At 69.1% G+C, this 26,033-nt stretch carries 21 protein-coding genes and 2 pseudogenes; 13 read left to right on the forward strand and 10 right to left on the reverse strand.

Features of this window, described 5'->3' with window-relative positions; translation table 11 throughout:
• Positions 1-62: 62 nt before the first annotated feature.
• Complete coding sequence (locus ACIRA5_RS42290; protein ID WP_403700491.1) at positions 63-740, reverse strand: TetR/AcrR family transcriptional regulator; 678 nt, start codon at positions 738-740, stop codon at positions 63-65.
• A gap of 420 nt (positions 741-1,160) precedes the next feature.
• Between ACIRA5_RS42290 and ACIRA5_RS42295 the strand changes: the two are divergent.
• Positions 1,161-3,264, forward strand: a pseudogene (locus tag ACIRA5_RS42295) (MDR family MFS transporter).
• Positions 3,265-3,273: 9 nt separating this feature from the next.
• Here ACIRA5_RS42295 and ACIRA5_RS42300 read toward each other — a convergent pair.
• The 5 genes from ACIRA5_RS42300 to ACIRA5_RS42320 all read right to left on the reverse strand — a co-directional run bounded on the left by ACIRA5_RS42300 (position 3,274) and on the right by ACIRA5_RS42320 (position 8,346).
• Positions 3,274-3,771, reverse strand: a complete 498-nt coding sequence (locus ACIRA5_RS42300) for a nuclear transport factor 2 family protein (protein WP_403700494.1) — start codon at positions 3,769-3,771, stop codon at positions 3,274-3,276.
• Between the two features lie 30 nt (positions 3,772-3,801).
• A complete protein-coding gene (locus ACIRA5_RS42305; protein WP_403700497.1) occupies positions 3,802-5,244 on the reverse strand; it encodes an FAD-binding oxidoreductase in 1,443 nt (480 codons plus the stop codon).
• A gap of 47 nt (positions 5,245-5,291) precedes the next feature.
• Positions 5,292-6,368, reverse strand: a complete 1,077-nt coding sequence (locus ACIRA5_RS42310) for a homogentisate 1,2-dioxygenase (protein ID WP_403700500.1) — start codon at positions 6,366-6,368, stop codon at positions 5,292-5,294.
• Complete coding sequence (locus ACIRA5_RS42315; protein ID WP_403700503.1) at positions 6,368-7,372, reverse strand: 3-keto-5-aminohexanoate cleavage protein; 1,005 nt, start codon at positions 7,370-7,372, stop codon at positions 6,368-6,370. Before ACIRA5_RS42315 ends, ACIRA5_RS42310 begins: the two co-directional genes overlap by 1 nt.
• Before the next feature lie 254 nt (positions 7,373-7,626).
• Positions 7,627-8,346, reverse strand: coding sequence for an LLM class flavin-dependent oxidoreductase (locus tag ACIRA5_RS42320; protein WP_403700506.1), 720 nt, complete (start codon positions 8,344-8,346; stop codon positions 7,627-7,629).
• A 141-nt stretch (positions 8,347-8,487) separates the two neighbouring features.
• On the opposite strand from ACIRA5_RS42320, the gene ACIRA5_RS42325 reads away from it, so the two are divergent.
• The 7 genes from ACIRA5_RS42325 (at position 8,488) to ACIRA5_RS42355 (ending at position 16,648) form a co-directional block, all read left to right on the forward strand.
• Positions 8,488-9,252 (forward strand): IclR family transcriptional regulator, encoded by a 765-nt coding sequence (locus ACIRA5_RS42325; protein WP_403700509.1) that lies wholly within the window; start codon positions 8,488-8,490, stop codon positions 9,250-9,252.
• A gap of 119 nt (positions 9,253-9,371) precedes the next feature.
• Positions 9,372-10,061: a class II aldolase/adducin family protein gene (locus ACIRA5_RS42330; RefSeq protein WP_403700511.1), complete on the forward strand. Its 690-nt coding sequence runs from the start codon at positions 9,372-9,374 to the stop codon at positions 10,059-10,061.
• 699 nt (positions 10,062-10,760) lie between these two features.
• Entirely contained in the window at positions 10,761-13,247 is a 2,487-nt protein-coding gene (locus ACIRA5_RS42335; RefSeq protein WP_403700514.1) for a SpoIIE family protein phosphatase, read from the forward strand.
• 210 nt (positions 13,248-13,457) lie between these two features.
• Entirely contained in the window at positions 13,458-13,754 is a 297-nt protein-coding gene (locus ACIRA5_RS42340) for a hypothetical protein (protein WP_403700517.1), read from the forward strand.
• Positions 13,755-14,259: 505 nt separating this feature from the next.
• A complete protein-coding gene (locus ACIRA5_RS42345) occupies positions 14,260-15,291 on the forward strand; it encodes a LuxR C-terminal-related transcriptional regulator (RefSeq protein WP_403700520.1) in 1,032 nt (343 codons plus the stop codon).
• 500 nt (positions 15,292-15,791) lie between these two features.
• On the forward strand, positions 15,792-16,106 hold the full coding sequence (locus ACIRA5_RS42350; protein ID WP_403700523.1) for a hypothetical protein: 315 nt from the start codon (positions 15,792-15,794) through the stop codon (positions 16,104-16,106).
• Between the two features lie 86 nt (positions 16,107-16,192).
• Positions 16,193-16,648 (forward strand): barstar family protein, encoded by a 456-nt coding sequence (locus tag ACIRA5_RS42355; protein WP_403700526.1) that lies wholly within the window; start codon positions 16,193-16,195, stop codon positions 16,646-16,648.
• A 90-nt stretch (positions 16,649-16,738) separates the two neighbouring features.
• Here the strand turns inward: ACIRA5_RS42355 and ACIRA5_RS42360 are convergent, their stop codons facing one another.
• Positions 16,739-17,500: an IclR family transcriptional regulator gene (locus tag ACIRA5_RS42360; protein WP_403700529.1), complete on the reverse strand. Its 762-nt coding sequence runs from the start codon at positions 17,498-17,500 to the stop codon at positions 16,739-16,741.
• 75 nt (positions 17,501-17,575) lie between these two features.
• On the opposite strand from ACIRA5_RS42360, the gene ACIRA5_RS42365 reads away from it, so the two are divergent.
• The 4 genes from ACIRA5_RS42365 to ACIRA5_RS42380 are packed head-to-tail and all read left to right on the forward strand — an operon-like array spanning position 17,576 to position 21,487.
• Entirely contained in the window at positions 17,576-18,727 is a 1,152-nt protein-coding gene (locus ACIRA5_RS42365) for a cupin domain-containing protein (RefSeq protein WP_403700532.1), read from the forward strand.
• Positions 18,724-19,563, forward strand: a complete 840-nt coding sequence (locus ACIRA5_RS42370) for a fumarylacetoacetate hydrolase family protein (RefSeq protein WP_403700535.1) — start codon at positions 18,724-18,726, stop codon at positions 19,561-19,563. The genes ACIRA5_RS42365 and ACIRA5_RS42370 overlap by 4 nt, the downstream gene beginning before the upstream one ends.
• Positions 19,560-20,204: a maleylpyruvate isomerase family mycothiol-dependent enzyme gene (locus tag ACIRA5_RS42375; protein WP_403700538.1), complete on the forward strand. Its 645-nt coding sequence runs from the start codon at positions 19,560-19,562 to the stop codon at positions 20,202-20,204. The genes ACIRA5_RS42370 and ACIRA5_RS42375 overlap by 4 nt, the downstream gene beginning before the upstream one ends.
• A 17-nt stretch (positions 20,205-20,221) precedes the next feature.
• Positions 20,222-21,487 carry an FAD-dependent oxidoreductase gene (locus tag ACIRA5_RS42380; RefSeq protein WP_403700541.1) on the forward strand — a complete coding sequence of 422 codons (1,266 nt, stop codon included), beginning with the start codon at positions 20,222-20,224 and terminating at the stop codon, positions 21,485-21,487.
• Between the two features lie 316 nt (positions 21,488-21,803).
• Here ACIRA5_RS42380 and ACIRA5_RS42385 read toward each other — a convergent pair whose 3' ends face one another.
• Positions 21,804-22,250 (reverse strand): hypothetical protein, encoded by a 447-nt coding sequence (locus tag ACIRA5_RS42385; RefSeq protein WP_403700544.1) that lies wholly within the window; start codon positions 22,248-22,250, stop codon positions 21,804-21,806.
• Positions 22,251-22,346: 96 nt separating this feature from the next.
• Here ACIRA5_RS42385 and ACIRA5_RS42390 point away from each other — a divergent pair.
• A pseudogene (locus ACIRA5_RS42390) lies at positions 22,347-23,657 on the forward strand (SpoIIE family protein phosphatase); the annotation flags it as partial.
• 117 nt (positions 23,658-23,774) lie between these two features.
• Here ACIRA5_RS42390 and ACIRA5_RS42395 read toward each other — a convergent pair.
• Together ACIRA5_RS42395 and ACIRA5_RS42400 are read right to left on the reverse strand one after the other, a co-directional pair.
• On the reverse strand, positions 23,775-24,623 hold the full coding sequence (locus ACIRA5_RS42395; RefSeq protein WP_403700547.1) for an alpha/beta fold hydrolase: 849 nt from the start codon (positions 24,621-24,623) through the stop codon (positions 23,775-23,777).
• Between the two features lie 286 nt (positions 24,624-24,909).
• Complete coding sequence (locus tag ACIRA5_RS42400; protein WP_403700550.1) at positions 24,910-26,016, reverse strand: NAD(P)-dependent alcohol dehydrogenase; 1,107 nt, start codon at positions 26,014-26,016, stop codon at positions 24,910-24,912.
• Positions 26,017-26,033 lie beyond the last annotated feature (17 nt).

Below are 26,033 nucleotides of genomic sequence, written 5' to 3' on the forward strand. Positions count from 1 at the left end.
GCAATACGCAGAGACGGCGGGCCCACCGGGGCGCGCGAAAGAAGGGCTATGCGGCCAGGTGATCAGCCCTCGGCCTGCATCGACCGCCCGGAGGGCTCCTCGGGCGCGATCAGGTCACGGAACACAGGCACGGCGAGACGCAGGACGTCCTCGATGTCCGCTGCGGCGAGGTCCGGCAAACGCAGCAGGTAGCGCTGGCTGGCGATCCCCATCAGCATCGCGCTGACCAGCGCGGCACGCAGACGTGCGTCACCGGCCGTAACCGTGGCGGCCATCGCTTCCACGGACTCCGCGGTGATGTGCTGCCGTAGCAGCTCAGCCGCATCCTCGCTGGTCATGCTGGCCCGTAGCAGCACGGCCATGGGGGTGTGCGGGTCGGCCGCCCAGGCGTCGAGCATGCCGCGAAGGTAGTTCTCGACCGTCTCGCCGGGATCCTCGGTGGTGATCTCGGCGATGGGAATGTGCCAGCGAACCGACTCACGGAACAGGGCATCCTTGCTGCCGAAGTACTGGATCACCGACGACTTGTCGACTTCGGCCTCGGCCGCGATGGCCCGGATGGTGGCCCGCTCATACCCGACCTCGGCGAACTTCCGGCGCGCAGCGTCCAGAATGCGCTGCCGGGTGCGCTCACCCTTGCGCAATGCCTGCGCGTCACCGGCAGATGACTGCTTCCTCGGCTGTCCGCGACCAGAGGGCCTCGACTGCGTCGCTCCTTCCGTCCCGTCGGCGGCGACCACGCTCCGCCTCCCCTCTCCTCGCTTTCTTCGATGCTACAAGCGACGTTCTCCGTGACCCGGGCGGCGCCGCCAGAGAAAGTAGACAGCTGTTGATTTTCTTGCCCAAACGTACGCACACTCGCCCTCGCCGGTTCACGGACTCCGGTCCAGGTCTCGAGTGGGGTTACTCCGCCTGGTCCGGTACCGGTGCCCGACCGAACGGAATAGGGCACCTCAGCAGGGGTCGGGGTTGCGGGAACTCCTCCCGACCCCTGCTTTCCTTGGTCGACAAATTTAACCTTGGGTTGTCCTGACAAACGAGGGCCCATCGGCCACAATGAACTGGATTCGCCCAGTTCTGCCGCTCGGACGTCCAGCCTTCATAGGCCGACCATCTATAGTCTCCTCGTACCGGTGGCACCTTCTACCGAGACGGTTCCCATGACTGCACCAGCCACCTCGCCTCGGACAGCGACACACCCGGACCCGGACCCGTCCGCGCCCCCGCTTCTGAGCCCCCGCGAACGCACCGTCATCTTCGTCACCATCGCCGCGGGCATGCTGCTGGCCTCCCTGGACCAGACGATCGTCGGCACGGCACTGCCGACGATCGTCGCGGACCTGGGCGGCGGCACGCACATGTCCTGGGTGGTGACCTCGTATCTCCTCGCGCAGACGGTCTCGACCGTGCTCGTCGGCAAGTTCGGTGACATGTACGGCCGTAAGACCGTCTTCGCCGTGTCGACGATCGTGTTCATCACGGGCTCGTTCTTCTGCGGCCTTGCCAACGGGATGACGATGCTCATCGCCTCCCGAGCGGTGCAGGGAATCGGCGCGGGTGGCCTGATGGTTACCGCCACGGCTCTGATCGCGGACGTCATCCCGCTGCGCGAACGCGGCAAGTACCAGGGTGCGATGGGCGCCGTGTTCGCTGCTTCCACGGTCCTCGGCCCGCTGCTCGGCGGGTTCTTCACCGACCACGTCTCCTGGCGCTGGTGCTTCTACGTCAACGTCCCGGTCGCCTTCGTCGTCGTCATCCTGACGATGAGGAACATCCCGCAGGTGAAGGCGGTCGTGAAGCCGATCGTCGACTACCTGGGCATCGCCTTCGTGGCGATCGGCGCGAGCGCCCTGATCCTGGCGACCAGCTGGGGCGGCAGCGAGTACGCGTGGTCCTCCCCCGTGATCATCGGCCTGTTCGCGGGCGGCCTGCTGGCGCTGGTGCTGTTCTGCCTGGTGGAGATCAAGGCCCCGGAACCCATGCTTCCGATGCGCCTGTTCAAGAACTCCGTCTTCGCGGTCTGCGCCGTCCTGTCCTTCATCGTGGGCTTCGCGATGCTGGGCGCGATGACGTACCTGCCGTCGTTTCTCCAGTACGTGGACGGTGCCGACGCGACCTTCTCCGGTGTCCGCACACTGCCGATGGTGGTCGGCCTCATGACGACGTCGCTGTACAGCGGCAACGTCGTGGGCAAGACCGGCCGGTACCGCGTGTTCCCCATCGTGGGCACCCTCGTGACAGCGCTGGGGCTCTATCTGCTGTCGCTGATGGACCGGTCGACCTCCACCTGGCTGGAGTCGCTGTTCATGCTGGTCCTCGGCGCCGGTCTCGGCCTGAGCATGCAGATCCTGACGATCGTCGTGCAGAACACCGTCGACTATAAGGACCTCGGCACCGCCACGTCCGGCGTGACCTTCATGCGCACGCTCGGCAGTTCCTTCGGCACGGCGGTCTTTGGCACCATCTACGCCAACTCCCTCAGGTCTGACCTCGCGCACGGCATCCGGCAGGCGGCCACGACCGGCGCGGCACCTGCCGAGCAGATCGCGCGTGCGGCCCAGTCCCCGCACGCCCTTGCACCGACTCCCGGACGCCGCCGCCATTCCCGTCATCGACGCCTACGCGCACTCCATGAGCAGGATCTTCCTGTGGACCGTGCCCGTGGCCCTGCTCGGGTTCGTCGTGGCGCTCTTCCTGCGCCAGGTCACCCTGCGCGACAGTGCCCGGATGGCCTCCACCGACCTCGACGGTGCGTTCGGCGCGCCCGTCGACGGAGTCCGCATCCCCCTGGACCGGCAGATCTCCGCCCTGCTGCGGAAGTCAAGCGCCATGCCGTTCGCGGACGCCCTCGCCCTGTCCGGCTCAGGGCTCGACCCGGGGCGCGCCTGGACCGTCATGCAGGTCGCGCTGTGGACGAGGCTGCTGGGCTATGCCAAGCTCAGCCGGATCGCCTCCCGTCATCACGTGCCCGAAGAGATCCTGCGGCCGACCTTCGACGATGCGATCCGGGCTGGCGATCTCAGCCGCGAAGACGACTTCTACTCGCTCACCGCACAGGGCGACGAACAGGCTCACGCCATCGCACAGGGCTGGGAGAACTGGCTCGCCGACCAGCTCGAACGCGACCAGGGCCGCCCCGCCACCCCGGAACTGCGCGGAGCCCTCGACTCGATCGCCAAGCGGGTGCTTGCGGAGGACCTCGCCGAGGGCCTCGCGCAGACGCGGGGTGGGGGTGACACTCCCACGCAGGCTGCGGCAGCCTGACAGATCAGGTCAGCTCGGCGCCGCATGCAGGGCGTCGTAGCGCTCACGGGAGAGGCGGAAGACGTCCTTGTTGCCCGCCTCGTCCCAGACGTGCATGCGCAGCCGGCTCATCCGCCAGCCATTCCGCGTGCGACGCATCGAGATGTCGTACGAGCCGCGCAGCGTGTACGTGTTCTCCACTCCTGAAGGCGCCTCGACCGCGTGCCACGCGTACATGTACGCCGTGGCCTCGGCGCTGTCGCCGTCGATCGTGATCACGTGGTTGGGGCTGAGGTGCTGGGTGGCGCGGAAGCCGCCCATGAGCGGCTGGGCGAACTCGATGAAGGCGTCCGAGTCAAGCACCGCCCGCGGGTCCCCGAACAACTCGGAGAAGTCGAGGTCGAGTGTCTCGTCCAGGGTGGCACGCATCGCCTGCCAGTCGCGCAGGTCGAGCGCGTTGAAGTAACGGGTGATGGTCTCGGAGATCTCGGTGCGATCCACGAGCCACTGCAGTCTGTCCTCGGTCACGGTCCTGCTCCTGCTGGACTCGGCTGCACGTCAGGCTGTGCTGGGAACGATGTTGTGGTTGACCCGGAAGAGGTTGCCCGGGTCGTACTTGGCCTTCACGACGCCCAGCCGAGCGTACGTCTCAGGGCCTCCGTAGGCCTCGACGACACGGTCGAGTTCGTCGACGTTGAGCATGTTCACGTAGATGCCGGCGCCGAGCCACGGGGTGAGGTCACGGCAGGAGGAACGGATCGCCGCCATGTTCCGCTCGTCGTCCCGGGCGTCCTTCCAGTGGCAGGCGTAGTTGACCCACCAGACGCTCTCACTGTGGGAGAACGCGGTCGCGGCCTCGGGTACGTCCTGTACGGCACCGCCGAGACCGTAGATCGTCGGCTCACCGCCGATCGACGACTCGGGGCCGGCCAGTTCGACCTCCCAGAAGTCGAGGAGGGCCTCGATCACGTCGTCGGACAGCTCGGTCAGATGGGCCTCGTTGGTGTAGTTGCGCAGGCCGTCCGAGTACTCGGCGTCGAGGAAGCGCTGCAGACCGAGGCCGAAGGGGATCGCGGCCACCGTGTTGACGACGGGGTCTCCCGTCCCGACGAGACGCTTGATCGTCTCGGTGCCCTCGGCGTCGTCGACGTCAGCAGCCCACAGACAGAAGATCATCACCAGCCGCTTGCCCACGAGTTCGTCGGGCACGAAGGGCAGCGGCGGCATGCTTTGCTTCATCGTCACGTGCCAGCCGACCTCGTAGGGCAGCGTGGGGTAGATGTCGGCGTACGCCCGCAGCGCGACAGCAGCCGTGTCGGCCGTGTACAGGGCGGCGCCGAAGCGGACGTCGGGTCCGAAGGCGTAGGCGCGGAAGGTGAAGCGGGTCACGACGCCGAAGTTGCCTCCGCCGCCGTGCAGGGCCCAGATCAGGTCCGGGTGCTCGGTCGCCGAGACCTCCAGCACGTCGCCCGATGCGGTGACCGCCTCGAATGAGACCACGTTGTCGCTGGTCAGGCCGTACTTGCGGGAGAGCCAGCCGGCGCCGCCGCCGAGCGTCAGGCCACCGACACCGGTGTCGGCGACGATGCCGGCCGGCACCGCGAGCCCGTGCTCGGAGGTCGCCGCGTCGACATCGCCGAGTCGGCATCCGCCCTGGACGTGGACGAGCTTGCGCTCGGTGTCGACGGTGACCCCGTTCATGAGGCCGAGGTCGAGTGTGACGCCGTCGTCGGCCAGGGCCTTGCCGACGACGCCGTGACCCCCGCCCCGCACCGACAGCAGTGCGTCGTGAACTCGGGCCGCGTTCACGACGGCGACCACGTCCTCGGTGTTCGTACAGCGCGCGATGAGGGCCGGGCGCTTGTCGATCACCGCGTTCCAGAGCGTGCGTGCCTGGTCGTATCCCGTCGAGTCCTCGGTGATCAGCTCACCGCCGAATGATCCTTCCAGTTCGGCGAGTACGGCGTCGCGGACAGCGCGCTGCGGTTCCGTGAGGTCCATACGTTCTCTCTTCCTTCGTGCACGAACCAGGGTGCGGACCGACGTGTTCAGGCCGAGACGGGCGCCTGCTCGGCATCGGCGGACTCGGGCTGGCGGCCGAACTGCCCCGTCTCCATGAGGTGGGCCGCGGCGTGGCCGACGGGGGTGAGCCGGAAGGTGCCCGTGCTCTCGATGAGCCAGGCCAGGTATCCCTCGGGGACGTCCTCGGGCGGGCCCCAGTGGCCGACGGACTTGGGAGTCCAGGCCAGTTGGCCGGGTTGGTCGAGGGCTCCATAGGCGCCCGGTCCCCGGAAGTAGAAGATGAGTTCGTCGTAGTCGGCGTTGTGATGCATGGGCGGACGGGTACCCGGGCGTGCGCTGAGCGTGTAAAACAGCAGGTCCCGGCTGGTGCTGGCGGCGAAAGATCCCGGCGGTCCGCCATGCGGCACATAGGTCAGCGGCTGGATGTCCGCGAGGTTGAGCTTCCATACCGGGACCTGCCCGCCGACGATCCCGAGGAGCGCGAGCGGGTCGTGCGGGAGGCTGAACCGGGTGATGCCGTCGAAGGCCTTGACCAGGAGCTCGGTGGGACCGGATGCGTCCGAACTCAGGGCGGGATCGGGGTACTTGACGTCCCGCCCGAAGCTGATCATTCCGAACGGTGCCGGCGGGTCGAGCCGCAGTTGCTCGGGCGTCTCGACGATCACGCGAAGCGTGGGGGTGGTGACCGGCACGACGCGGTAGGTGACCGCTCGCGGCAGGCAGACGAAGTCGCCCGGTTCGGCGCGCAGGGTGCCGAAGTCGGTGACGTAGTCCAGCTCACCGTCTTGCACGAAGTGCAGTTCGTCGCTCTCGGCGTTGCGCCATGCGAAGGGCGTGGGCGTCGACCGGGCGGAGGCCGCGAGGGAGACGTCCTTGCGGCTCGCGGCGAACACGGTCGGCAGGGCCTCGGGATCGGACCGGTCGGGCAGGTCGAGGTCGTGGATGTCGAGGCGGTGGGGCACATGCCGTCCCTGCACTCGGGTGTACTCGACGATGGGGTAAGGCCGGGCGGTGACACACATGTCGCCGTTGAAGCCGTCGCGGCTCCACAGGTGGGCGTTCGGCGGCGGGCCTGGGCGCCCTCCGTTCGCGTTGTCCGCCATCACCGCGTCCCTTCGGCCGTACCGGCGGACTTCGGCTGCTCCAGTCCGATGAGCTCGCGGAACTCGGCCGGCGTGGCAAGACGACGGCCCAGCGACTCGGCCGTGGCGCGGACGCGGTGCACCATCTCCACGTTGTTCTCGACGAGTTCGTCGCGGTGCGGGTAGCGCCACACCGTGTCCTCGGTACCCACCCGGACGTGCAGGCCGAGCAGCATGGCTGCGGTGGCCAGGTAGTGGCCGGCGCGTCCGGCGGCACAGACCTGGATGAAGCCGTGCGGGTCGATCTCCCGGATGCGGTCGACGATGAGGGTGAGTTCGTCGAGCATCGCTCGCGGGTGTGCGAGGTAGGTGGCGAGCCGGTCGGTGGCGTCGTCGTACTGGTAGCCGATGAGGATCAGCCAGCAGGCGGGGGTGCCGGCCAGGCCCCGGGAGTAGATGTAGCGGTTGGCGAGGTCCACCTCGGCGGCGGAGTGGATGGAGAAGAACAGGCGCCGGTTGAACTGGCCGACGAGGATGGCGACGGTCTCCATCCAGTCGACCGGGAAGTTCGGTGCGATGGGCACGGTCTCGGCCAGCCCGGAGGTGATCGGATAGACGTTCTCGTACAGGTTCTCGCCGCGCAGGACGTTGCAGTCGGCGATCCAGTCGTGCGACGTCTTTTCGTGGATGCCGCCGATGACCTTGTCGTAGCAGTCCGGGACGGACAGTCCGGACTCCTGGATGGCGGCGATGCCTCCGAAGTCGATGTGCACACCGGCGGCACCGGCCTCGATGACGTCGACCGAGGTCTGCACGAAGCTGTCGAAGTCCAGCGGGAAGCTGCGCGGTGTGCCGGTGGTCGCTTCCCTCGTCACCCTGCCCGAGACCGCGGCGGTCACCACCACCACGTCGGGGATGTCCCAGCGGGGCTGGACGTCCGGGGGCGGCGGCGCGTCCAGTTCGCGTGCCCCGCGCGCGGTAAGTGCCTGGGCGCGCGAGGGAAGGGTCATGAGGTCCCTGCTCAAGTCGAACACGGTGACTCTTCTTTCTAGGGGTGCGGATGTGTGGTGATGTGTGCAGCGGTGCCCGCCGGTGCGCGGGACAGGTGGGGCACGACGTGTTCGCCGATCAGCCGGACGTCGTGCTCCCGCCGGTCGGTGAACAGTGCGACGTTGATGTGCCGGGCCTCCCATACGGTCAGCCGGCCCAGTCACTGCTCGGGCGTGCCCCAGACAGAGGCATCCGCGACGGCTTCCAGAGGTGAACCGAGGAAGCCGCGCTACGCCCTGTCCAGGGCGTAGCGGGACGTCGTGCCGTCCTCGCCGATCGCGCCGAAGAGATAGGCCGCAGGGACGAGCGACGCGGCGTCCCGTGCGTGACTCCTGGCGGCCTCCCCTACTTCGGCCCGCTCCGCGGCGAACCTCGCGGGCGAACTGAAGACGGCGAGCCATCCGTCACCGGCCCGGCCGGCACGCCAGCGGGAAGCAGGCATGGACCCGCCGCCCCAGACCGACACGGGGCGGGCGGGTTTCGGCGCAAGGCTCACTCCGAAGCAGCGCCAGCCGTCGCCTTTGTGATCGACGCTGTCGGTCGCCCACGGTCCGCGGAGCAAGTCCAGGTACTCGTCGGTGAGCCGACCGCACTGGGCCGCGTCCACCCCGGCGATCTCGAACTCGGCCGCGGACATCGCGCTGTTGCCGACTCCCACCCCGGTGCTGAGCCGCCCCTCGGAGAGATGGTCGACGGTGGCCAGGGCGTGTGCGACGTGGATGGGATCCCGTCGCGGCAGCACAAGCGCCGACGTTCCTATGCGGACATGACGGGTCGCGGCGGCCAGCGCGCCGAGCACCGTCGGTGCGTCGAACCAAGGCATGCCCGCTACGCTCCGATCGGTCACCCACAAGGAGTGGATTCCACTCGTCGGCGTACGAGGCCGTGTCGTGTGGAGCAGGGCAGGGAGGCAGCACGATGCCGAGCCGCAGGCAGGATTCGAGATCACTCATTGGCACTCCAACGATTGCTGGCGCTCGGCGAGTTTTCTCTTTGCAGAACTTGCGTGTCAACAACAGAACGAAAATATATGGTCGACCAATAACATTTCAGCCAACCTTGGCCGAGAAGGGGACGTTAGGGTTCTGCCATGAGGAACTCAGAAGACGCGGAGCAGGTCCCCCAGTACCCCATCGAGACGGTCGACAAGGCCCTGCGCCTGCTGTTGCTGTTCCGCGACCGAAATCAGCTGCGGCTGACGGAGGCGTACGAGGAACTCGGCATCGGCAAGTCCCGGGCGCACAGGCTGCTGGCGATGCTCATGTACCACCGCTTCGTCGCACAGGACCCCGAGACCAGGGTCTACCGCCTGGGTCCCGCGCTCGTGGAGATGGGCCTGGCCGCCGCGACCCGGATGGACATCCGCGCCCTGGCCCGCCCAGTTCTCGAGGATCTCGCGTCCGTCACCGGCGAGACCGTCCACCTCGGTACCCTCGAAGGAGGCGAAGTCCGCTTCCTCGACTGCGTGGAGAGTGAACTCGCGCTCCGCGTGGCCGGCCGGGTCGGGCGTGCACTGCCGGCGTACGCGACCAGCCTGGGAAAGGCCATGCTGGCCCAACTGCCGACCGATGCCGTACTGCGTTTGTATCCGGGCGAGTCACTCGCGCCGGTCACCCCGCACACGATCCGGCGCCGCTCGGAACTGCTCGCGGAACTGGACCGCGTTCGCGAGCGCGGGTACGCCGTGAACCACGACGAGAGCGAGGAAGGCGTCAGCTCGGTGGGCGTGGCGGTGATCCGCGACGGCCGGCCACCGGCAGCCCTCAGCGTCGCCGCGCCCAGCGCACGGCTCGGAGAGCAGCAGATCGCTCGAGCGGCTCGGCTCATGGGGGACATGGCCGGTCGGATCGGCTGAGAACCACCCATCTCGTTCTGCTCCCCAGAAAGGCCTACCCCTCGCCGCTCCCGCCACTTACGCTCTCTTTTAGAACTCAATTCTGTCTTGCAGACCCACTTTTTGATCGAAGGAGACCCATGACAGACGACCTGCGCGCCCTCGTGGCCACCGCGTCACAGATCCTGGCCGCCGACGGACACGGCGACCTCGTCTGGGGCCACACCTCGGCCCGGGACCCGCAGGGTAGGGGCGCATGGATCAAGGCCGCTGGATGGGGGCTGGAGGAGGTGACGCCGGAGCGAGTGCACCTGGTGGACGAGTCCGGCGACATCCTGGAGGGTGACGGGCCCCGTCACAGCGAATACCCGATCCACACCGAGATTCTAGCCGCCCGTCCCGACGTCGGCGGAGTGGTCCACGTCCACTCGCCCCATGCGGTCGCACTCGCCGCCACGGGCCAGCCGCTGCGACCGGTGAGCCATGCCGCGAACTTCTTCGTCCCGCCGCAGGTGCCGGCCTACACGGGAACGGCCGACCTCATCATGACCCCGGAACTCGGCAAGGAGGTCGCCACCACCCTCGGGGACGCCAAGGCCGTATTCCTGGTGAACCACGGCATCGTGGCTGTCGGCCCGGACTTGGAGACCGCCACCGTGACGGCCGTCCTGCTGGAACAGGCCTGCCGACAGCAGTTGCTGACCCACGGCTTCGGGGGCTGGCCGGTGTGGTCCGACCAGGTCGAGTCCCATTCCAAGCGCGGCCACATCTACTCCGAGGGCGCACTCCGTCAGGTATGGGAGTACCTGGTCCGGGGCCTTGACGGCTGAGCAGGCCACCTCTGGAAGAGCCATAGCCCCGTCGAAGCTCTGAACCTCCGCCTCGCCGTCATCGCGCCGCGAGCGTGCTGAGCTCCACGCTGTTGAGCGTGGTCCCGAAGGCGGGGCCGCCCGGCTTCAGGAGGGTGCCGACGCTGAGCGGACCGATCAATACGGGGGCGATCCCGAGCGAGGTGATGAACGCCGACGCGGTCTGCGCTGGACGAGGCTCTCGAGCATGCCAGGGGCGAACTGGCCAACGAACCGGTCGGCGCCCCAGCAGGTCCCGTGGGTCATGATGCCGTCCATGCGCACCCTGCTGCCTGGTGTCACGCCCAAGATGCTGACCGAACGCCTGCCCTGCTTAAGCTTGAACGCGACGGCCACGTCACCCGCAGCTATCACGGCACATGCACAAGGTGGACTCAGCCCAACGCCGATTCGACGAGCGGAATAGATGGGCTCGGCTATCGGCGGCCCCCACCCCGCCCGGCGACCAGGTCCGTCCAGCGGCCGCCTCCGCTTCGTCCAGCCTCGGGCTGCTCTGGCGGGATAATGGCGAGTACGTGAGTACGTGTGCACGCGATGTGAGTATGTCTGTGTGTGTGCATTCCCGCAGGCTGCGGGAGTCGGGCGGCGCCCGTCCCAAGCGATGACGGTCTCAGCGCGGTGAGAATCTCAAGATCTCGACGAGAGCGAGGTGAGCGGCCCATGGAGCGGCGCGTCACCGCCGGTCAGGAAACGAGTCCCCGCGATGACCGCGACGTGGTCGGCGAGGCACTCACCGCTCGCGTCGACATCGACGAACACGGACTCGTCACCGGGTGGAACGAAGGTGCCGAACGTCTGCTGGGGTATTCGTCGGCCCAGATCCTGGGCCGGCCGGCGGCCACCCTGCTCGCCGAGCAGCCTCGTACAGAGGACGTGCCTGCGCTCTCCGAACTTCCTCGATGGCACGGAACGCTCACGCTCAGACACCGGGACGGCCACCATCTGGACAAGAGGGTGGTCGCCCACCACAGATCGCCGGAGCGCGGCGACGGCGAATGGCTGGTGGTCTCCGCCCTGTACGGACTGCCTCCCCAGCCGGACGACGTGGCCCTGGTGGGCTGGAGCTTCGCACAGTCCCCGAGCTGCGCACTGACGCTGTACGACACCAGGTGCCGCGTGCGAAGGGCCAACGAGGCCACGCAACAGGCACTCGGCCTCACCGAGGACTACCTCCGCGGGCTGCGCCTCCCGGAAATCCTGGGCGACGAGGCCGGAGAGGTGGACGAAGAGGACATGAAGCGGGTGCTGAAGACGGGTGAGCCGCACTACCGCGAGCACTACCTGCGCACCCTCGGGGAAACCCGCGAACACGCATGGGCGATCAACCTGTCACCGCTGCAGGACAGCGTCGGCCGAATCCGCGGTGTCTGTCTCACCGCACACGACATCACCGAGCAGCACTGGGCCCGCAAACGCCTCCAGCTGATCGCCGAAGCCAGCAAGCGCATCGGCAGCACCCTCGATGTGACACGGACAGCGCAGGAACTGGCCGACATGGCGATCCCGGAATTCGCGGACTTCATGAGCGTCGACTTGCTGACGTCCCTCAACGACATGCATGAGCCGCCCCCGATGGTGCCGCCAGCGGGCCAAACGCTCATGCTTCGGCGCGTCGCCCATCAGTCCGTGCAGCCGGGCAGCCCCGAGGCCGTCATCGCTCTGGGCAAGGTGGACGCGTACCCGGAAGGATCCCCACCTGCGGAAACTATTCGATCGGGACGTTCCGCTCTGTACCGGATGACCGATCCCGGGGCCGCCGAGTGGATCGCCCGCGATCCGCTCCGGTCCGCCAGCGTCCGCGACTTCGGCACCCACTCGATGATGATGGTGCCCCTGGCCGCTCGTGGAACGACCCTGGGCGTCGCAGCCTTCATCCGTCACCGCCACCCCGAACCGTTCCGGCAGGATGACCTAGTCCTTGCCGAGGAGCTGGCGTCCAGAGCGGCCGTCTGCATCGACAACGCACAGCGCTACGCGCGACAACGCGACACAGCGGTCACCCTTCAGCGCAGCCTGCTGCCTCAGAGGTTGCCCGAACAGGCCGCAGTGGACGTCGCGTCCCGCTATCTGCCGGCCGGTGGCCGGGCCGGGGTGGGCGGGGACTGGTTCGACGCGATCCCGCTGTCCGGGGCGAGGGTGGCGCTGGTCGTCGGTGACGTCGTGGGCCACGGCATTCACGCCTCAGCCACCATGGGGCGCCTGCGCACCGCCGTTCGGACCCTGGCCGACATCGACCTGCCCCCCGACGAACTGCTCACCCACCTCGACGACCTGGTAAGCCGCCTGTCCACCGAGGCGAACGCAGGGAACGCGGAGACCACGGGGGATGTCGGCGCAACGTGCCTGTACGCGGTGTACGACCCGGTCTCACGCCGCTGCTCACTCGCTCGCGCCGGGCATCCGCTCCCGCTGATACTGCGCCCGGGCGGCAATGCGGAACTGCTCGACATCCCCGCAGGCCCCCCTCTGGGCCTCGGCGGACTTCCATTCGAGGTCGCGGAGGTCGACGTACCACAAGGCAGCCTGCTCGCCCTCTACACCGACGGCCTGGTCGAATCACGTGACCTCGACATCGACGACGGCATCTCCCGGCTGTCCCAGGCCCTGAACCGTCCGGCGCTCTCACTGGACGCCCTGTGCGACACCGTCCTCGCCACCCTGCTGCCCGAGCCATCGGCCGATGACGTGGCCCTTCTCATCGCCCGCACCCAGGCACTGGACGCCTCGCACGTCGCCACCTGGCAGGTGGAACCCGACCCCGCCGCCGTCGCCGAGGTCCGCAAGGCAGCCGTCCGCCAGGTGGAGGAGTGGGGTCTGACCGACGCCGTCTTCGTCACCGAGCTCGTCGTCAGCGAACTGGTCACCAACGCCATCCGCTACGCCGAACCACCCATCCAGCTCCGCCTCATCCACGACCGAAGCCTCATCTGCGAAGTCTCGGACACCAGCAGCACTGCACCTCACATGCGCCGCGCCCGTACCTACGACGAGGGCGGTCGCGGGCTGCTCCTAGTCGCGCAACTCAGCGAACGCTGGGGCACCCGCCACACCACCAGGGGCAAGATCATCTGGGCCGAACAGAGCCTCCGGTCACAGCCAGCAGGCGTTGCGAGCCCCTGGCTCCGGACTCCTTCGGAGTGGGGCTGAGCACAGCCGGGCTCTGGCGGGCGTCCGCCGACCTCCGTTCACGGTCTAGCGAAGCAGTAGACTCACCGCGTAAAGATTGGCCGACCAAGCTAGCTGCGCGCGATCGCACACACAGCGAGACTCACCAGCGAATGGGACAACGCCGTACCGACCGTGCCGGGTCTCCGCATGCCTGCGCCTTCGCACGCACACAGCAGGTGGGAGCAGAACGTGACCAGCACGAGCGTGGTAGCCACGGGCACTCTGCCGGCGCCCTTCACGAGTTTCGTGGCTCGACAGCGCGAGAAGGGCGAGGTCCGGCGGCTCCTCGGAACCACACGGCTGCTGACTCTCACCGGCACGGGAGGGGTGGGCAAGACACGGCTGGCCCTGGAGGTGGCCGCCGCGTCGGCCAAGGCGTTCCCGGGCGGGGTTTGGCTGGTGGACCTGACTCCCGCGCGTGAGCCTTCGGCCGTGGTGTGGTGGCCGCCGCGCTGGGAGTGGCGGATCAAGGCACCAAGCCCATAGTGGAGCAGTTGGCGCTGCACGTCTCCACACGCCGGATGCTGCTGGTACTGGACAATTGCGAGCACTTGGTGCACGCCTGTGCGGAGTTGGTGGAGCTTCTGCTGTCGGCCGCCGCCGACCTGCGCGTACTCGCCACGAGCCGGGAGGTGCTGGGGTTGACGGGCGAGCACGTCTACGCGGTACCGGCTCTCGCGCCGGCGGAGGCGGTCGAGATGCTGCGGGAGCGCGCCGCCTCGGTACGGCCGGACTTCGAGATCACCGAGGCGAACCAGGCGGTGGTCGACCGGCTGTGCACAGGTCTGGACGGACTGCCGCTGGCGATCGAGTTGGCTGCTTCCCGGCTACGGACGCTCACCGTGGAACAGGCGACGGAGCGCCTGGAGGACCGATTCGCGCTCCTCACCGTCGGCAGCCGAACCGCCCGGCCGCATCAGCGCACACTGCGCGCGACGATCGACTGGAGCTGGGAACTGTGCAGCCCCCAGGAGCATTGCTGTGGTGCCGGATGTCGGTATTCACCGGCGGCTTCGGTCTCGACGCGCTGGAGGGCGTCTGCGCGCACGATGGCGTCGAGCCGCACGAGGTGCTGGACCTCCTGGACAGACTGGTCGCTCAGTCCTTGGTGGAACCCACCCTGTCCGAGGGCCTGCCGCGCTATCGCATGCTGGAGACCATCCGGCAGTACGGATGGGAACGGCTGGTGGAGCGCGGCGAGGAGAAACGGCTGCTGCGTCTGCACCGCGACTTCTTCCTCACCCTGACGCAACGCCTTGCTCAGGACTGGTTCGGGCCTCGCCAAGCCGACATCCTGACCCGGCTGCGTACGGAGCACGGCAACCTGCTCGCGGCGCTGGAAGCCAGGTGTCTCAGGGACCGCGGATTCAGGGAGAGACCGGCCTGTCCGGAGCGACTCCGAGCCAGAAGACCGTCAGGACGCCCTCGTACTGGCGGCCTCGCTTCTCTATCACTGGGTGGCCGGAGGATTCCTGGGCGAGGGAAGACGGCAACTCGACCGGGCACTCGAGGCGGCGCCGGAGCCGACCCTGGCCCGGAACTGGCCTGGCTCAGCGCCGCCGGCGGTGAGCACCAGCGGGCCGGACGCCTTCTGGGCGTCGCCTACGCCTTGGAGCGAGGTGTCGGCACAGAGGTCAGCGCGGGCGACCGTCGAGCCGCCGACTTTCGCGCCCGCTGCGAGGCGGGGATCCTGCGGGCCCTCGGCCGAAGCGGGTACGAACAGGCCCTCGCCGAGGGCGGCAGGGTCGACGGGGCGGCGCAGGCCATCGACTATGCCCTGGGCACAGAAGCCGAGGCCGGCTCATTCCCCGCCCCAGCCGCCCCGGCCCCGCTGACCCGTCGAGAGCAACAGGTCGCCGCGTTGGTGGCCAGCGGCATGACCAACGGGAAGATCGCCGCTGAACTCGTACTGTCGCCGCGCACGGTCGACAGCCACGTCGACCACATCCTGACCAAACTCGACTTCTCCTCCCGTGCTCAGATCGAGGCCTGGTGGACCTCACATCAAGATCCCATGTCGTGAGCAAGGTTCCGGGTGACGGACAGCGCGTTCGGGCCACGGTGAGCACGACGACGCGGAGTCGAGCGGGGCGATGAGACGTGCCGACCGCGGCCGGACGTGGGAAATCGTGGTCCGCTCGTCCATGGCCACCGACGCCCCCAGCAACCGGTATCGGGTGACGGCCGTGTCCGACTCCATGACGCGCACTCCCAGAGACTCGGTCACTCGCCTGAACGAGCACGTCGCCCCGCAGTGCGGGCACCTGGTGCATCACCGCCGAGGTGCGGCTGTCCCCGCCCGTCGCCGACAGCCGCCTCGATCAACTCATGCCCCAGCGTGGCTTCTTCTCCGCGTGCCAGATCACCGAAGTGTGGGGCCGCAAATTAGGTAGCCGCTCAGTAGCACTACCCATGAACTGGGGCCGCGCCCCGACCGAACCTTGTGCCACGGCGCCACCACGACGCCGGTCACCGAGGCGAACGGCCTCGGTGACGCATCCGTACGAGCCAGGGAGCACGAGTTTGTCCCCCACACCTGCGCAGTCGCCCGCCCCCGCGGAGAACCCGAAGAGGCCCCGGCTGCGGGGGCGCCGCCGGGTCCAGGTCGCCAACTTCGAGCAGGTGGCCCACGGAGCCTCGTCCTCCCAGGCGTACTCGACCTACACCGACAGCAACGGGGTCACGCACTACTCCCCGTACGTCGAGTACGACATCGACTACTACAACGCGCCGGGAAGCTCACGCAACTCGCGGCGGCTCATACGCAATCCCAACACCGGCAACGCCTTCGTCACCTACGACCACTACCAGTCCTTCTACTACCTGGGCCGCTTCTAGCCACTGGGGCGGCACACAGGCCGGGGCGGTGTGACGAACGGGACCCGTCCGCCACACTGCCCCGGCGATCCCGAGGAGACCATGACATGACCGACAACACGCCACACTGGATCCGTCCGCTGACCGAGGCGGCCGCCGGCACCCCGTCCCGCGCGGAAGTGCGCGGCTCCCACTCCCGTACCAGCCGGGCCCTGTTCACCGAATGGGCCGCCGTGCTCGGGTTCCCGGACTACTTCGGCCACAACTGGGACGCCTTCCTCGACAGCCTCCACGACCTCGTGCCGCACATCAGCAATGACGAAGGCGATCAGGGGAGTTCGCCGCCGCTGACGGTAGTCGTCCGTGAAGCGGGCGACCTCCTCGCCGACGAGCCGCCGAACGTGCTGGCGACTCTCCTGAACGTCCTGAGTGAGGCCGCCGGCGACGACAGCGCCACGCCGCGACTGGTGCTCCTGGTCGACGACACACCTGACCGGCTGTCCCATCTGGCCCGGCGCATGGCGGAGATCGGCCATCCACCCGCTTTCGGAACGCACCGCTGACGCGGACCCGGCACCTGAGCCGACACCAGGCCTGTGCTCCGAGTGCTCCCTCGTCGCGCGCCAGGGTGACCGGACTCGCCAGCCGGCGCATCACAGCGCCGCCGAGATCCTCTCCGCCGCGAGGCCCAGAGCCGCGACGATCCCCTTCACCCGCTCCGGGGCGTAGCGCACGCTCGGCATGGACACGGACACGGCGGCGACCGTGTCACCGCCGGAGTCGGTCACGCCGCGCCCGACGGCGACGACTCCGCGCTCGGAGCGCTCCAGGTTGAGAGCCACACCGCTGTGCCGGACCGCGCGCAGGTCGGCACGCAGCTTGGTCATGTCCGGGCGCTCCTCGGAGGTGTCGGCAGGGGCGGGAGCGTAGAGAGCGGCGAGTTCCTCGTCGCTGAGGGCGGCCAGCATGACCAGGCCTCCGGTCACCTGGTGTGCGGGGAACACCATGCCCTCGCGGTTTCCGACCCGCAGTGCCTGTGAGCACTCGACGGAGGCGATGAACCGCACGGTCCGACCGGTGCGGATGGTGAGGTTCGCCGTCTCGTCGAGGGTGTCGACGAGGGTGCGCAACGGGTCGAGGGCGGCGGCACGGATCACCGAGACGTTGGACTGTGCCTGCGCGGCTATCTCCAGTACCGGGCCGGCACCGTAGCTTCGATCATCGTTCTGCACGGCAAAGTCGCGGTACACGAGCGTGGAGAGGAGACGGTGGGCGCTGGAGCGGGCCACCCCGATGCGCCGAGCGGCCTCGGAGACGGTCAGAGATCCCTCTACCTGCAAGATCACCGCCAGCTGCAGCGCGTGATCCACGCTCGTCACGCCGTAGGCCGGCGGGTTCTTCATCGACTTGGCCATGACGGCCGCCCTTCGCGTGTTCTGTCTATCAGAATCTACTATTCCAGAGCAGACCACACGGAGCACCGTTCCCGTATGAGCGAACACGACGACGTGGTCTCCCCCGTCTCACTGACCGCCGAAGACCGGCCGGACCAGCCCCCGGTGACTCCCGAGCTGGAGCACCTCTACCGCGGCTTCGAGAAAGCCCTGCTGGTGCCGCTGTGGACGCGGATCGGCGACCTGATGCCGGAGCAACCGAGGTCCAAGGCGCGGCCGCACCGGTGGGAGTGGAAGACGCTGCTCGACCTGGCTGGCCGCTCCGGCGAGCTCGTGCCGGTCGGCCGCGGCGGGGAGCGGCGGGCGATAGCCCTGGCCAACCCGAGTCTGGGCGGTAGGCCCTACGCGTCCCCCACGCTCTGGGCCGCCATCCAGTACCTGATGCCGGGCGAGGACGCGCCTGAGCACAGGCACACCCAGAACGCCTTCCGGTTCGTCGTGGAAGGCGAAGGCGTGTGGACGGTCGTGGAGCGCGATCCGGTGCCCATGCGCCGAGGTGACTTCCTGCCGCAGGCCGGGATGAACTGGCACGCCCACCACAACTCGGCCAGCACGCCCATGGCCTGGATCGACGGCCTGGACATCCCCTTCCAGTACGACGTCGAGGCGCAGTTCTTCGACTTCGGCCGGAACGAGCTGTCCGAGGCGGAGCACGCGACGCCCGACCGCTCGCGCTCGGAGCGGCTCTGGGGCCACCCGGGCCTGGTTCCGGTCTCGCAGTTCGGGCGCAGGGAAGGCACTCCGCTGCTCTGCTACCGCTGGGCGGACACCGACGCCGCTCTGACCGACCAGCTGGAGCTGGAGCGCGAGGGCCACTCGGGCACCGTCGGGCCCGGCCACGCGCTGGTGCGCTACACCAACCCCACCACCGGGCAGGACGTCCTGCCGACCGTCCGGGCCCAGTTCCACCGGCTCGTCAGCGGCGCGGAGATCGCCCCGCGACGGGAGACGGGCTCGTCGGTGTACCAGGTTTTCGACGGCTCCGGCCGGGTGACCGTGGGCGACTTCTCCTGGTCGGTCCAGCGCGGTGACCTCTTCGTCGTCCCTTCCTGGCAGCCCCTGTCGATCCGGTCCGAGGCGTCGCCGTCCGACTCCGACTCCGGCGCGCTCGACCTGTTCCAGTTCAGTGACGCACCCCTGTTCACCAAGCTCAACCTCTTCCGCACCCATATCGAGGAGACCGCGTGAAGCTCGCAACCATCCGTCTCGGCAACCGCACCACCACCGCGGTACGTGTCGAGGGCGACCGGCTCGTCGACCTGGGGCTCCCCGACGTGGGTGCCGTACTGGCATCGGCCGGCGGCCTCGACGCGGCGGCGGTGGCCGACGGTCAGCGGTACGCGGGCGCCGACGCCGAGTTCGCCCCGCTCGTACCCCGCCCCAGCAAGGTGGTCTGTGTCGGCCTGAACTACCAGAAGCACATCAAGGAGATGGGCCGCGACCTGCCCGAATACCCCACTCTCTTCTGCAAGTTCGCCGACACCCTCGTCGGCGCCCTCGACGACGTCCGGCGCCCGGTCGAGACCGAGCAGTTCGACTGGGAGGCCGAACTCGCCGTGGTCGTCGGCCGGCAGGTCCGGCGCGCCGACGAGGCCGAGGCCGAGGCCGCGATCGCGGGCTTCACGGTCCTCAACGACGTCACCTGCCGCGACTGGCAGTTCCGCACACGTGAATGGCTGCAGGGCAAGAACTGGGACTCCACCACGCCGCTCGGACCGTTCCTGGTCACCACCGACGAGGTCGGCGGCCCGCGTCCCGCCCTCGACATCCGCTGCGAGGTCAACGGGCATGTCATGCAGCAGGACAACACCGGCGACCTGCTCTTCGACCCGGTCCACCTCGTCCGCTACGTCTCCACGATGATCCGGCTGAGCCCCGGCGACATCATCGCCACCGGCACCCCCGGCGGCGTCGGCCACGCCCGCAAGCCGCAGGTGTTTCTCCGGGAGGGCGACACCATCGTCACCGAGATCGAGGGGCTGGGCCGCCTGGAGAACCGCGTCGTTGCCGAGGGTGCGTCATGAGGACCCTTGAGACGACACTGGCCTGGGCGGTCGAGGGGACCGACCTGTGCCGCAAGGCCGTCGCCGACCTCGACGAGGCGTCGTACAACGCGCCCTCGCTGCTCCCCGGCTGGACCCGCAAGCACGTCGTGGCCCACGTGGCCGCCAACGCCCGGGCGCTCAGGAACCTCATGCACTGGGCGCGCACCGGCGAGCCCACACCGATGTACAACTCGCCGGAGCAGCGCCTGGCGGACATCAAGTCGGGCGCCCAACTTCCCGCGGCGTGGGTCACCGCCTGGTTCGAGGAGTCGGCGCAGCTGCTGGCCTACGCGATGTCCGAGCTGACCGAGGAGCAGTGGCGGGCCGAGGTGCTGACCGCCCAGGGGCGGACCGTGCCGGCGAGCGAGGTCCCGTGGATGCGCACGAGGGAGGTCATGGTGCACGCCGTCGACCTCGACACCGGCATCCGGTTCACGGACCTGCCCGAGACGTTCCTCACCGAACTCCGCCACGACATCCTCGGCAAGCGCGGTCTTGACACCGTCCCCGCCGTACAGGGCAGCGCCGCCGACATCACCACCTACCTGGCGGGCCGCCCGTACACCGGTGTGACCCAACGGGACGGCTCCCCGGCCGAGCCCCTGACTCCGTGGCTGTGACCACGCGGGAGAGACCCATGAACACCACAGACATCCACCGTCCCGACGTCCTGGTCGTCGGTGGCGGCATCGGCGGGCTCTCGGCCGCGCTGGCCCTCAGCCTCCAAGGCCTGCGGGTCCGCCTGTACGAACAGGCCCCCGAGTTCGGCGAGGTCGGCGCCGGCCTGCAGATCGCCCCGAACTGCACCCGGATCCTGCACGAGTACGGGCTCTTGGAGGAGGCCGTACAGCTCGGTGTGCTGCCCGAGCACATGATCATGAAGGACGCTCTCGACGCGAGCGAACTGACCCGGGTGGACCTCAAGGACCTGGAACGCCGCTTCGGCTTCCCGTACCTGGTGATCCACCGCAGCGACCTGCACGGCGTCCTCCTGCGCGGCTGCGAGCGGGCGGGGGTGCAGCTGGTGACCGGGGCACGCTGCACGGCCTACGAGAACGTCGAGGGCGGCGCGCGGGTCACCTTCGCCGACGGACGGACCGACGAGGCCGAGGTCGTCCTCGCCGCCGACGGGCTCCACTCGGTCGCACGCAAGCTGATCGTGGACGACGAGCCCGTCAACTCGGCGTATGTCGCCTACCGCGGCGCGGTCCCCTTCGAGCAGGTACGCGCCAACGACGTGCACGAGAAGGACGTCGTGCTGTATGTCGGCCCCCGCTGCCACTTCGTCCAGTACCCGCTGCGCGGCGGCCGGATGTTCAACCAGGTCGCGGTCTTCGAGTCGCCCAAGGCTCTGGCCGGCGAGGAGGACTGGGGCACGCCGGACGAACTCGACCGAGCCTTCGAGGGGACGTGCGACCAGGTCCAGAAGGGCCTGCCGCTGATGTGGCGGGAACGCTGGTGGCGGATGTTCGACCGCGAGCCGCTCATGAAGTGGGTCGCCGGACGTATCGCCCTGCTCGGCGACGCGGCCCATCCGCCGCTGCAGTACATGGCCCAGGGCGCCGTCATGGCCGTCGAGGACGGCTGGGTGCTGGCCCAGCACGTAGGCGCACAGCTCGCGAAGAGGTCCGGGGCCGGTTCTGGGGTCGACTGGGAGGCGGCACTCGCCGCGTATGAGGCCGTACGCCCGGAACACTGTCGGCGTGTGGTCCTCACGGCCCGCTCATGGGGCCGGCTGTGGCACCACGTCGGGGTCGAAAGGAACCAGCGCAACGCGGTGATGCGCGCCCGCGACACGTACGACTACTCCTTCATGGACTGGGTCTACGGTCCCACGGCGCTCAGACCCGACCAGGAGCCGGAGATGTATCAGGCGATTCCGCTGGACTCGGTGCGGGTCTGAGCACCCCCAACGCGGCGCGCGGCCCCTTGCACCTTGCACCGGGCCGCGCGCCGTCCCAGCCATAAACGGGATGCGGGGCTCGGGTCTACCGTTGTTCATGTTGGCCCACACATGAATGAAGCACCTGGTGGTTCACATGGACCCCATCCGGGCGACTGGAAACGTTTCTGCGGCCGAGCAGGAGGGGGCGTCTGCGAGCACCCTCTGGACCGCCCACGCACAGGGGCGGACGCTGGCGCCGGCTCTCCACCAGGCGAGGACGTGTCTGGACGGGATCGGCGCCCTGGTGCACCTGGCTGAACCCGCGAGCGGCCGGCTACGGCTGGCGGTGGGCGTCGGGCTCACCCTCGACGCCGTGGAGGCATGTGGCGAGCTGCGCGAGGACCAGGAAGCGGCACCGGCACGTGCCGTGCAGGGCCGGGCCTTCGTCTGGGCGGCCGGCGACAGCCTGGGCATCGGGGCGTCGGGCACCGCCGCGGTGCCCCTGCCGGGCACCGCCGCGGTGCCCCTGCCGGGCACCGACGGACCGGTCGGTGCGCTGTCTGTGTTCACCACCCGGCCTGGCGAGCCGGACGACCTGGAGCAGGCGGTCCTGCGTGCGGTCGCGCAATGGATCGCGGCACGTCTGGAGGGTCTGCCCGGCACGCCGTCGGGACTCAGTACCGCGGCCGGGGCCGGGCGGACGCTCCGCATGGGTGAGCTGACCACGGCGCTCGCGGAGGCCGTCATCTCCCGAGACGTCCTGGAAGCCGTCGCGCGGCACGTCCTGCCACCGTTCGGCGCCGACGGGCGCTCGAAGGCGGGCAACAGTATCCGGTCGGCGCCGTGGGATACCCCGAGGACTTCTTGCGCCAGGTCAGTGGCCTTCCGCTCACCGCAAACCTCGTGGCCTCCGACGTACTGGAGACTCGTACTCCCCGGTTCGTCGAATCGAAGGCCGAGGGTCTTCGGCGCTATCCCTCGATGGAGAACTTCTGGGCGGCGACGCCGAAGAACGCGTTGGCCTTCCTCCCACTCACGGCGTCCAGCCGACCCATCGCCATGTGTGTGCTGGGCTTCAGCAATCCGCGACCCTTCAGCGACGCTGAGCGGGCGCTGCTGACGGCGCTGAGCGGTCTGGTCGGCCAGGCACTGGAGCGGGCCCGGTTGTACGACCTGGAGCACGCTCGTGCACAGGAACTGCAGCGCGGACTGCTGCCCCGGGAGCTGCCCCGCCTGCCGGCCGCCCGCTACCTGCCCGCGGGTCGTGGTGAGGAGGTGGGCGGTGACTGGTACGACTTGATCCCGCTGTCCGGTGACCGGGTCGCCCTGGTGATCGGTGATGTGATGGGACACGGCATCACCGAGGCGATCACCATGGGCCGGCTGCGCACCGCGGTACGCACCATGTCCTTCCTGGACATGCCCCCGGACGAACTGCTAGCCCACCTCAACGGCCTGGTCAGCGATCTTGGTGAGGACTTCTACGCCACCTGCCTGTACGCCGTCTTCGACCCCGTCTCGCGGACCTGTGCGTACTCGCAGGCCGGGCATCTTCCGCCGGTGATCGTCCATCCCGACGGCACGGTTCCTGACACGCGAGGTGCATCTGCCCGCCGAGAGCCTGCTGGTCCTGTGCACCGACGGCCTGATCGAATCCGCCACCCGTGACGCCGACCAGGGGCTGGCCCAGCTCCGCGGGCTGCTGGCCGGGACCGGGTACTTCGGAGCACCGCGCCCACGTGACGACGGGGCCCTGGAGGACCTGTGCGACATGGTCACCGACGCGCTGCTGCCCGACCACGAGCAGACCAACGACGACGCGGCCCTGCTCATCACCCATGTCCGGGGCACCTCCGCCGAGAACGTCGTCACGTACGACCTCCCTCACGATCCGCGAGCTGCCGGACACGCCCGCGAACACGTCCGCGAACGACTGGCCGCCTGGGGGCTGGAGGATCTGGCTATCACCACCGAGCTGCTGGTCAGCGAGCTGGTCGGCAACATGGTCCGGCACGCCCGAGGGCCTGTGCGGCTGCGCCTGCTGCGCAGCCGTTCTCTGATCTGCGAGGTCTACGACAGCAGCCTCAGCACCCCGCGCATCCGTAACGCCGCCTACACCGACGAGGGCGGCCGCGGCCTGCAGCTCGTCGCCGCCCTCGCCCAGCGCTGGGGCGCCCGCTACCTCCAGGACGGCAAATGCATCTGGACCGAGCAGGACATCCCGGAGGACGCCCCTGGTGCGGCCCGGCGCTGCCTGGTGCTGTGGCCGGGTCTCGTGACCCACCCGCGCCCTGGCGGCCGCCCGTCAGCCCAGCTTCACGACGATGTCGGCCACGTCGTGGGGCCTGGACAGGAACGGCGAGTGGGAGGCGTCGAGGGCCACCACGGACGTCGGGTTGTCGGGGAAGGCGGCGTCCGCGTCGTCGACGAACTTCCGCTGCACCGCCGGGAGGAGCGCCCTGTCCTGTGCGCAGGTGACGTAGGTGCGGGGCACCGAGCCCCAACCCTCGCAGGTGAGGGCGGTGGCCCCGAGCGCGATACCGGCCGGGGCATCGGGGGTGAGCAGCCCGAGGGCGGCGTCGGCGACGGCGGGGCCGACATCGGCGTAGAAGGTGTCGCGCAGGTGCTGACGGTAGGCGGCGTCGTCCGAGGTGGGGTCGAGACGCAGCGCTCGGACCACGGCGGGGTCGGCGCGAAGGGCCGGCCCCACCAGAGAGCCCGCGTTCTCGGGCAGGCGCAGGTATCCGGCGGCCGGCGTGCCCGAAGCGGGCATGAAGGCGGCCAGGTACACGGCGTGCGCCACGAGTTCTGGCGCGAGCTGGGCTGCCCGGGTCAGCACGGTGCCGCCCATGCTGTGGGCCACCACCGTGACCGGGCCGCCACGGCCGACGTCCTCGATCTGGGACACGAGCAGCTCACCCGCCTGGTCCAGGTCCACGTCGGCTGCCGGCGACACCTCGGTGGCCAGCGCTTCGGGAGCGTACGGGCGCCTGGCGAGACACGCGGGCCGGCGTGCGCGCAGCCCATGCCCCGCCATGTCCACCGCGACGGCTGGGCGGCCGGCGCCGGCCACATGGGTGAGGACCTCGCTCCAGCACCAGGAACCGTGCCAGTAGCCGTGCAGGAAGAGCAGCGGTGTCAAAGCTGCGGACATGAACACCTCTCTTGTGAGCTGATACCGCCACATGGCTCGGCAACGGATCTGCCCGGGCGGGCCGCTTCGCGCAGGGGCATCAGTGGACGGGCCTTGACTGCCACCGCGTCCTGCGGGGCCAGCTGGTAGCTGCCGCCGTCGCACGGACAGGGCGACGGCCTTGAGTAGGGCGGCCGTTGTGGGTGGCGACTGCGCGACGACCGCCTGCGGGCCCGCGAGGTCATGGTGGTGCTCCTGGTCCGTACGCTGGGGTCCTCCCGCCCTGCGGTGACGGGTGCCGCTCTTGTCAGAAGAGCACCACGGGCTTGATGGTCACACCGGTGTGCATGTCGTGCGCTGCCCTGTTGAGGTCCTCCAACGTGTAGTGCTGGATGAGCCGTTCGAGCGGCAGCCGGCCCTGTTGGTGCAGGGCGGCCAGGCGCGGCAGCAGGGTTTCCGGCTCGGCGTCGCCCAGTGTCACGCCAAGGATCCGCTTGCCCGTCAGCAGGCCGTGGATCTCCAGCGACACCTCGGTTCCCGGAGCCGCCACGCCGATCACCGCGCACGCCCCGCCCGCAGCGAGCGAGTCGACGGCGGTGCGCAGGACGGCGGGATGGCCGGTGGTGTCCACGACGTTGTCGACGCCACGGCCTCCGGTGATGTCCGCCAGCGCGGTCGCCAGATCGACCGCGGCGGTGTTGATGGTGTGCCGGGCCCCCAGGCTGCGTGCCAGCTCCAGCCGCTTCGGCACCCGATCGACGGCGATGATGTCGCCGAGCGGGAGCAGGTTCGCGGCCATGATCGAGGACAGTCCGACCGCGCCCGTCCCGAACACCGCCAGGCTCGTGCCGGGCCTGGGCGCCAGCACGTTCCAGACGGCGCCCGCTCCCGTCTGCACCCCGCAGCCGAGCGGGGCGAGCACCGAGAGGTCGGCCTCACGGTCCACCTTCACCACGCTGCGCTCATCGGCGAGGGCCATGCCGGAGAAGGAGGACTGGCCGAAGAAGTGACCGCCGATCGGTGTGCCGTCACGCTGGACCGTGGAACTGCCGTCGGTCCGAGCGCCATTGACCACGTTGCTCGGCACCCAGGTGTCGCACAGGGCGGGATGACCGTTGCGGCAGCCGGTGCAGTGCCCGCAGGAAGTGAAGCTGAGCAGCACCTTGTCGCCGGGCTCGACCTTGGTGACCGCCGAGCCGATCCGCTCGACGATTCCTGCTCCTTCGTGGCCGAGGATGCCCGGCAGTCTGAAGGGGATCTTGCCTGCCTGTGCGCCGAGATCGCTGTGGCACAGCCCTGTGGCGACCATCCGCACGAGAACCTCGTCCACACGTGGTTCGTCCAGGACGACCTCGGTGAGGGTGAAGGGCGCCCCGGGCTCCTCAACCACGGCGGCAGTGGTGACAGTGCTCATGATGTCCTACCTTTCCG

The organism is Streptomyces sp. NPDC096311 (genome assembly GCF_044763085.1).
Taxonomy (GTDB): Bacteria; Actinomycetota; Actinomycetes; order Streptomycetales; family Streptomycetaceae; genus Streptomyces.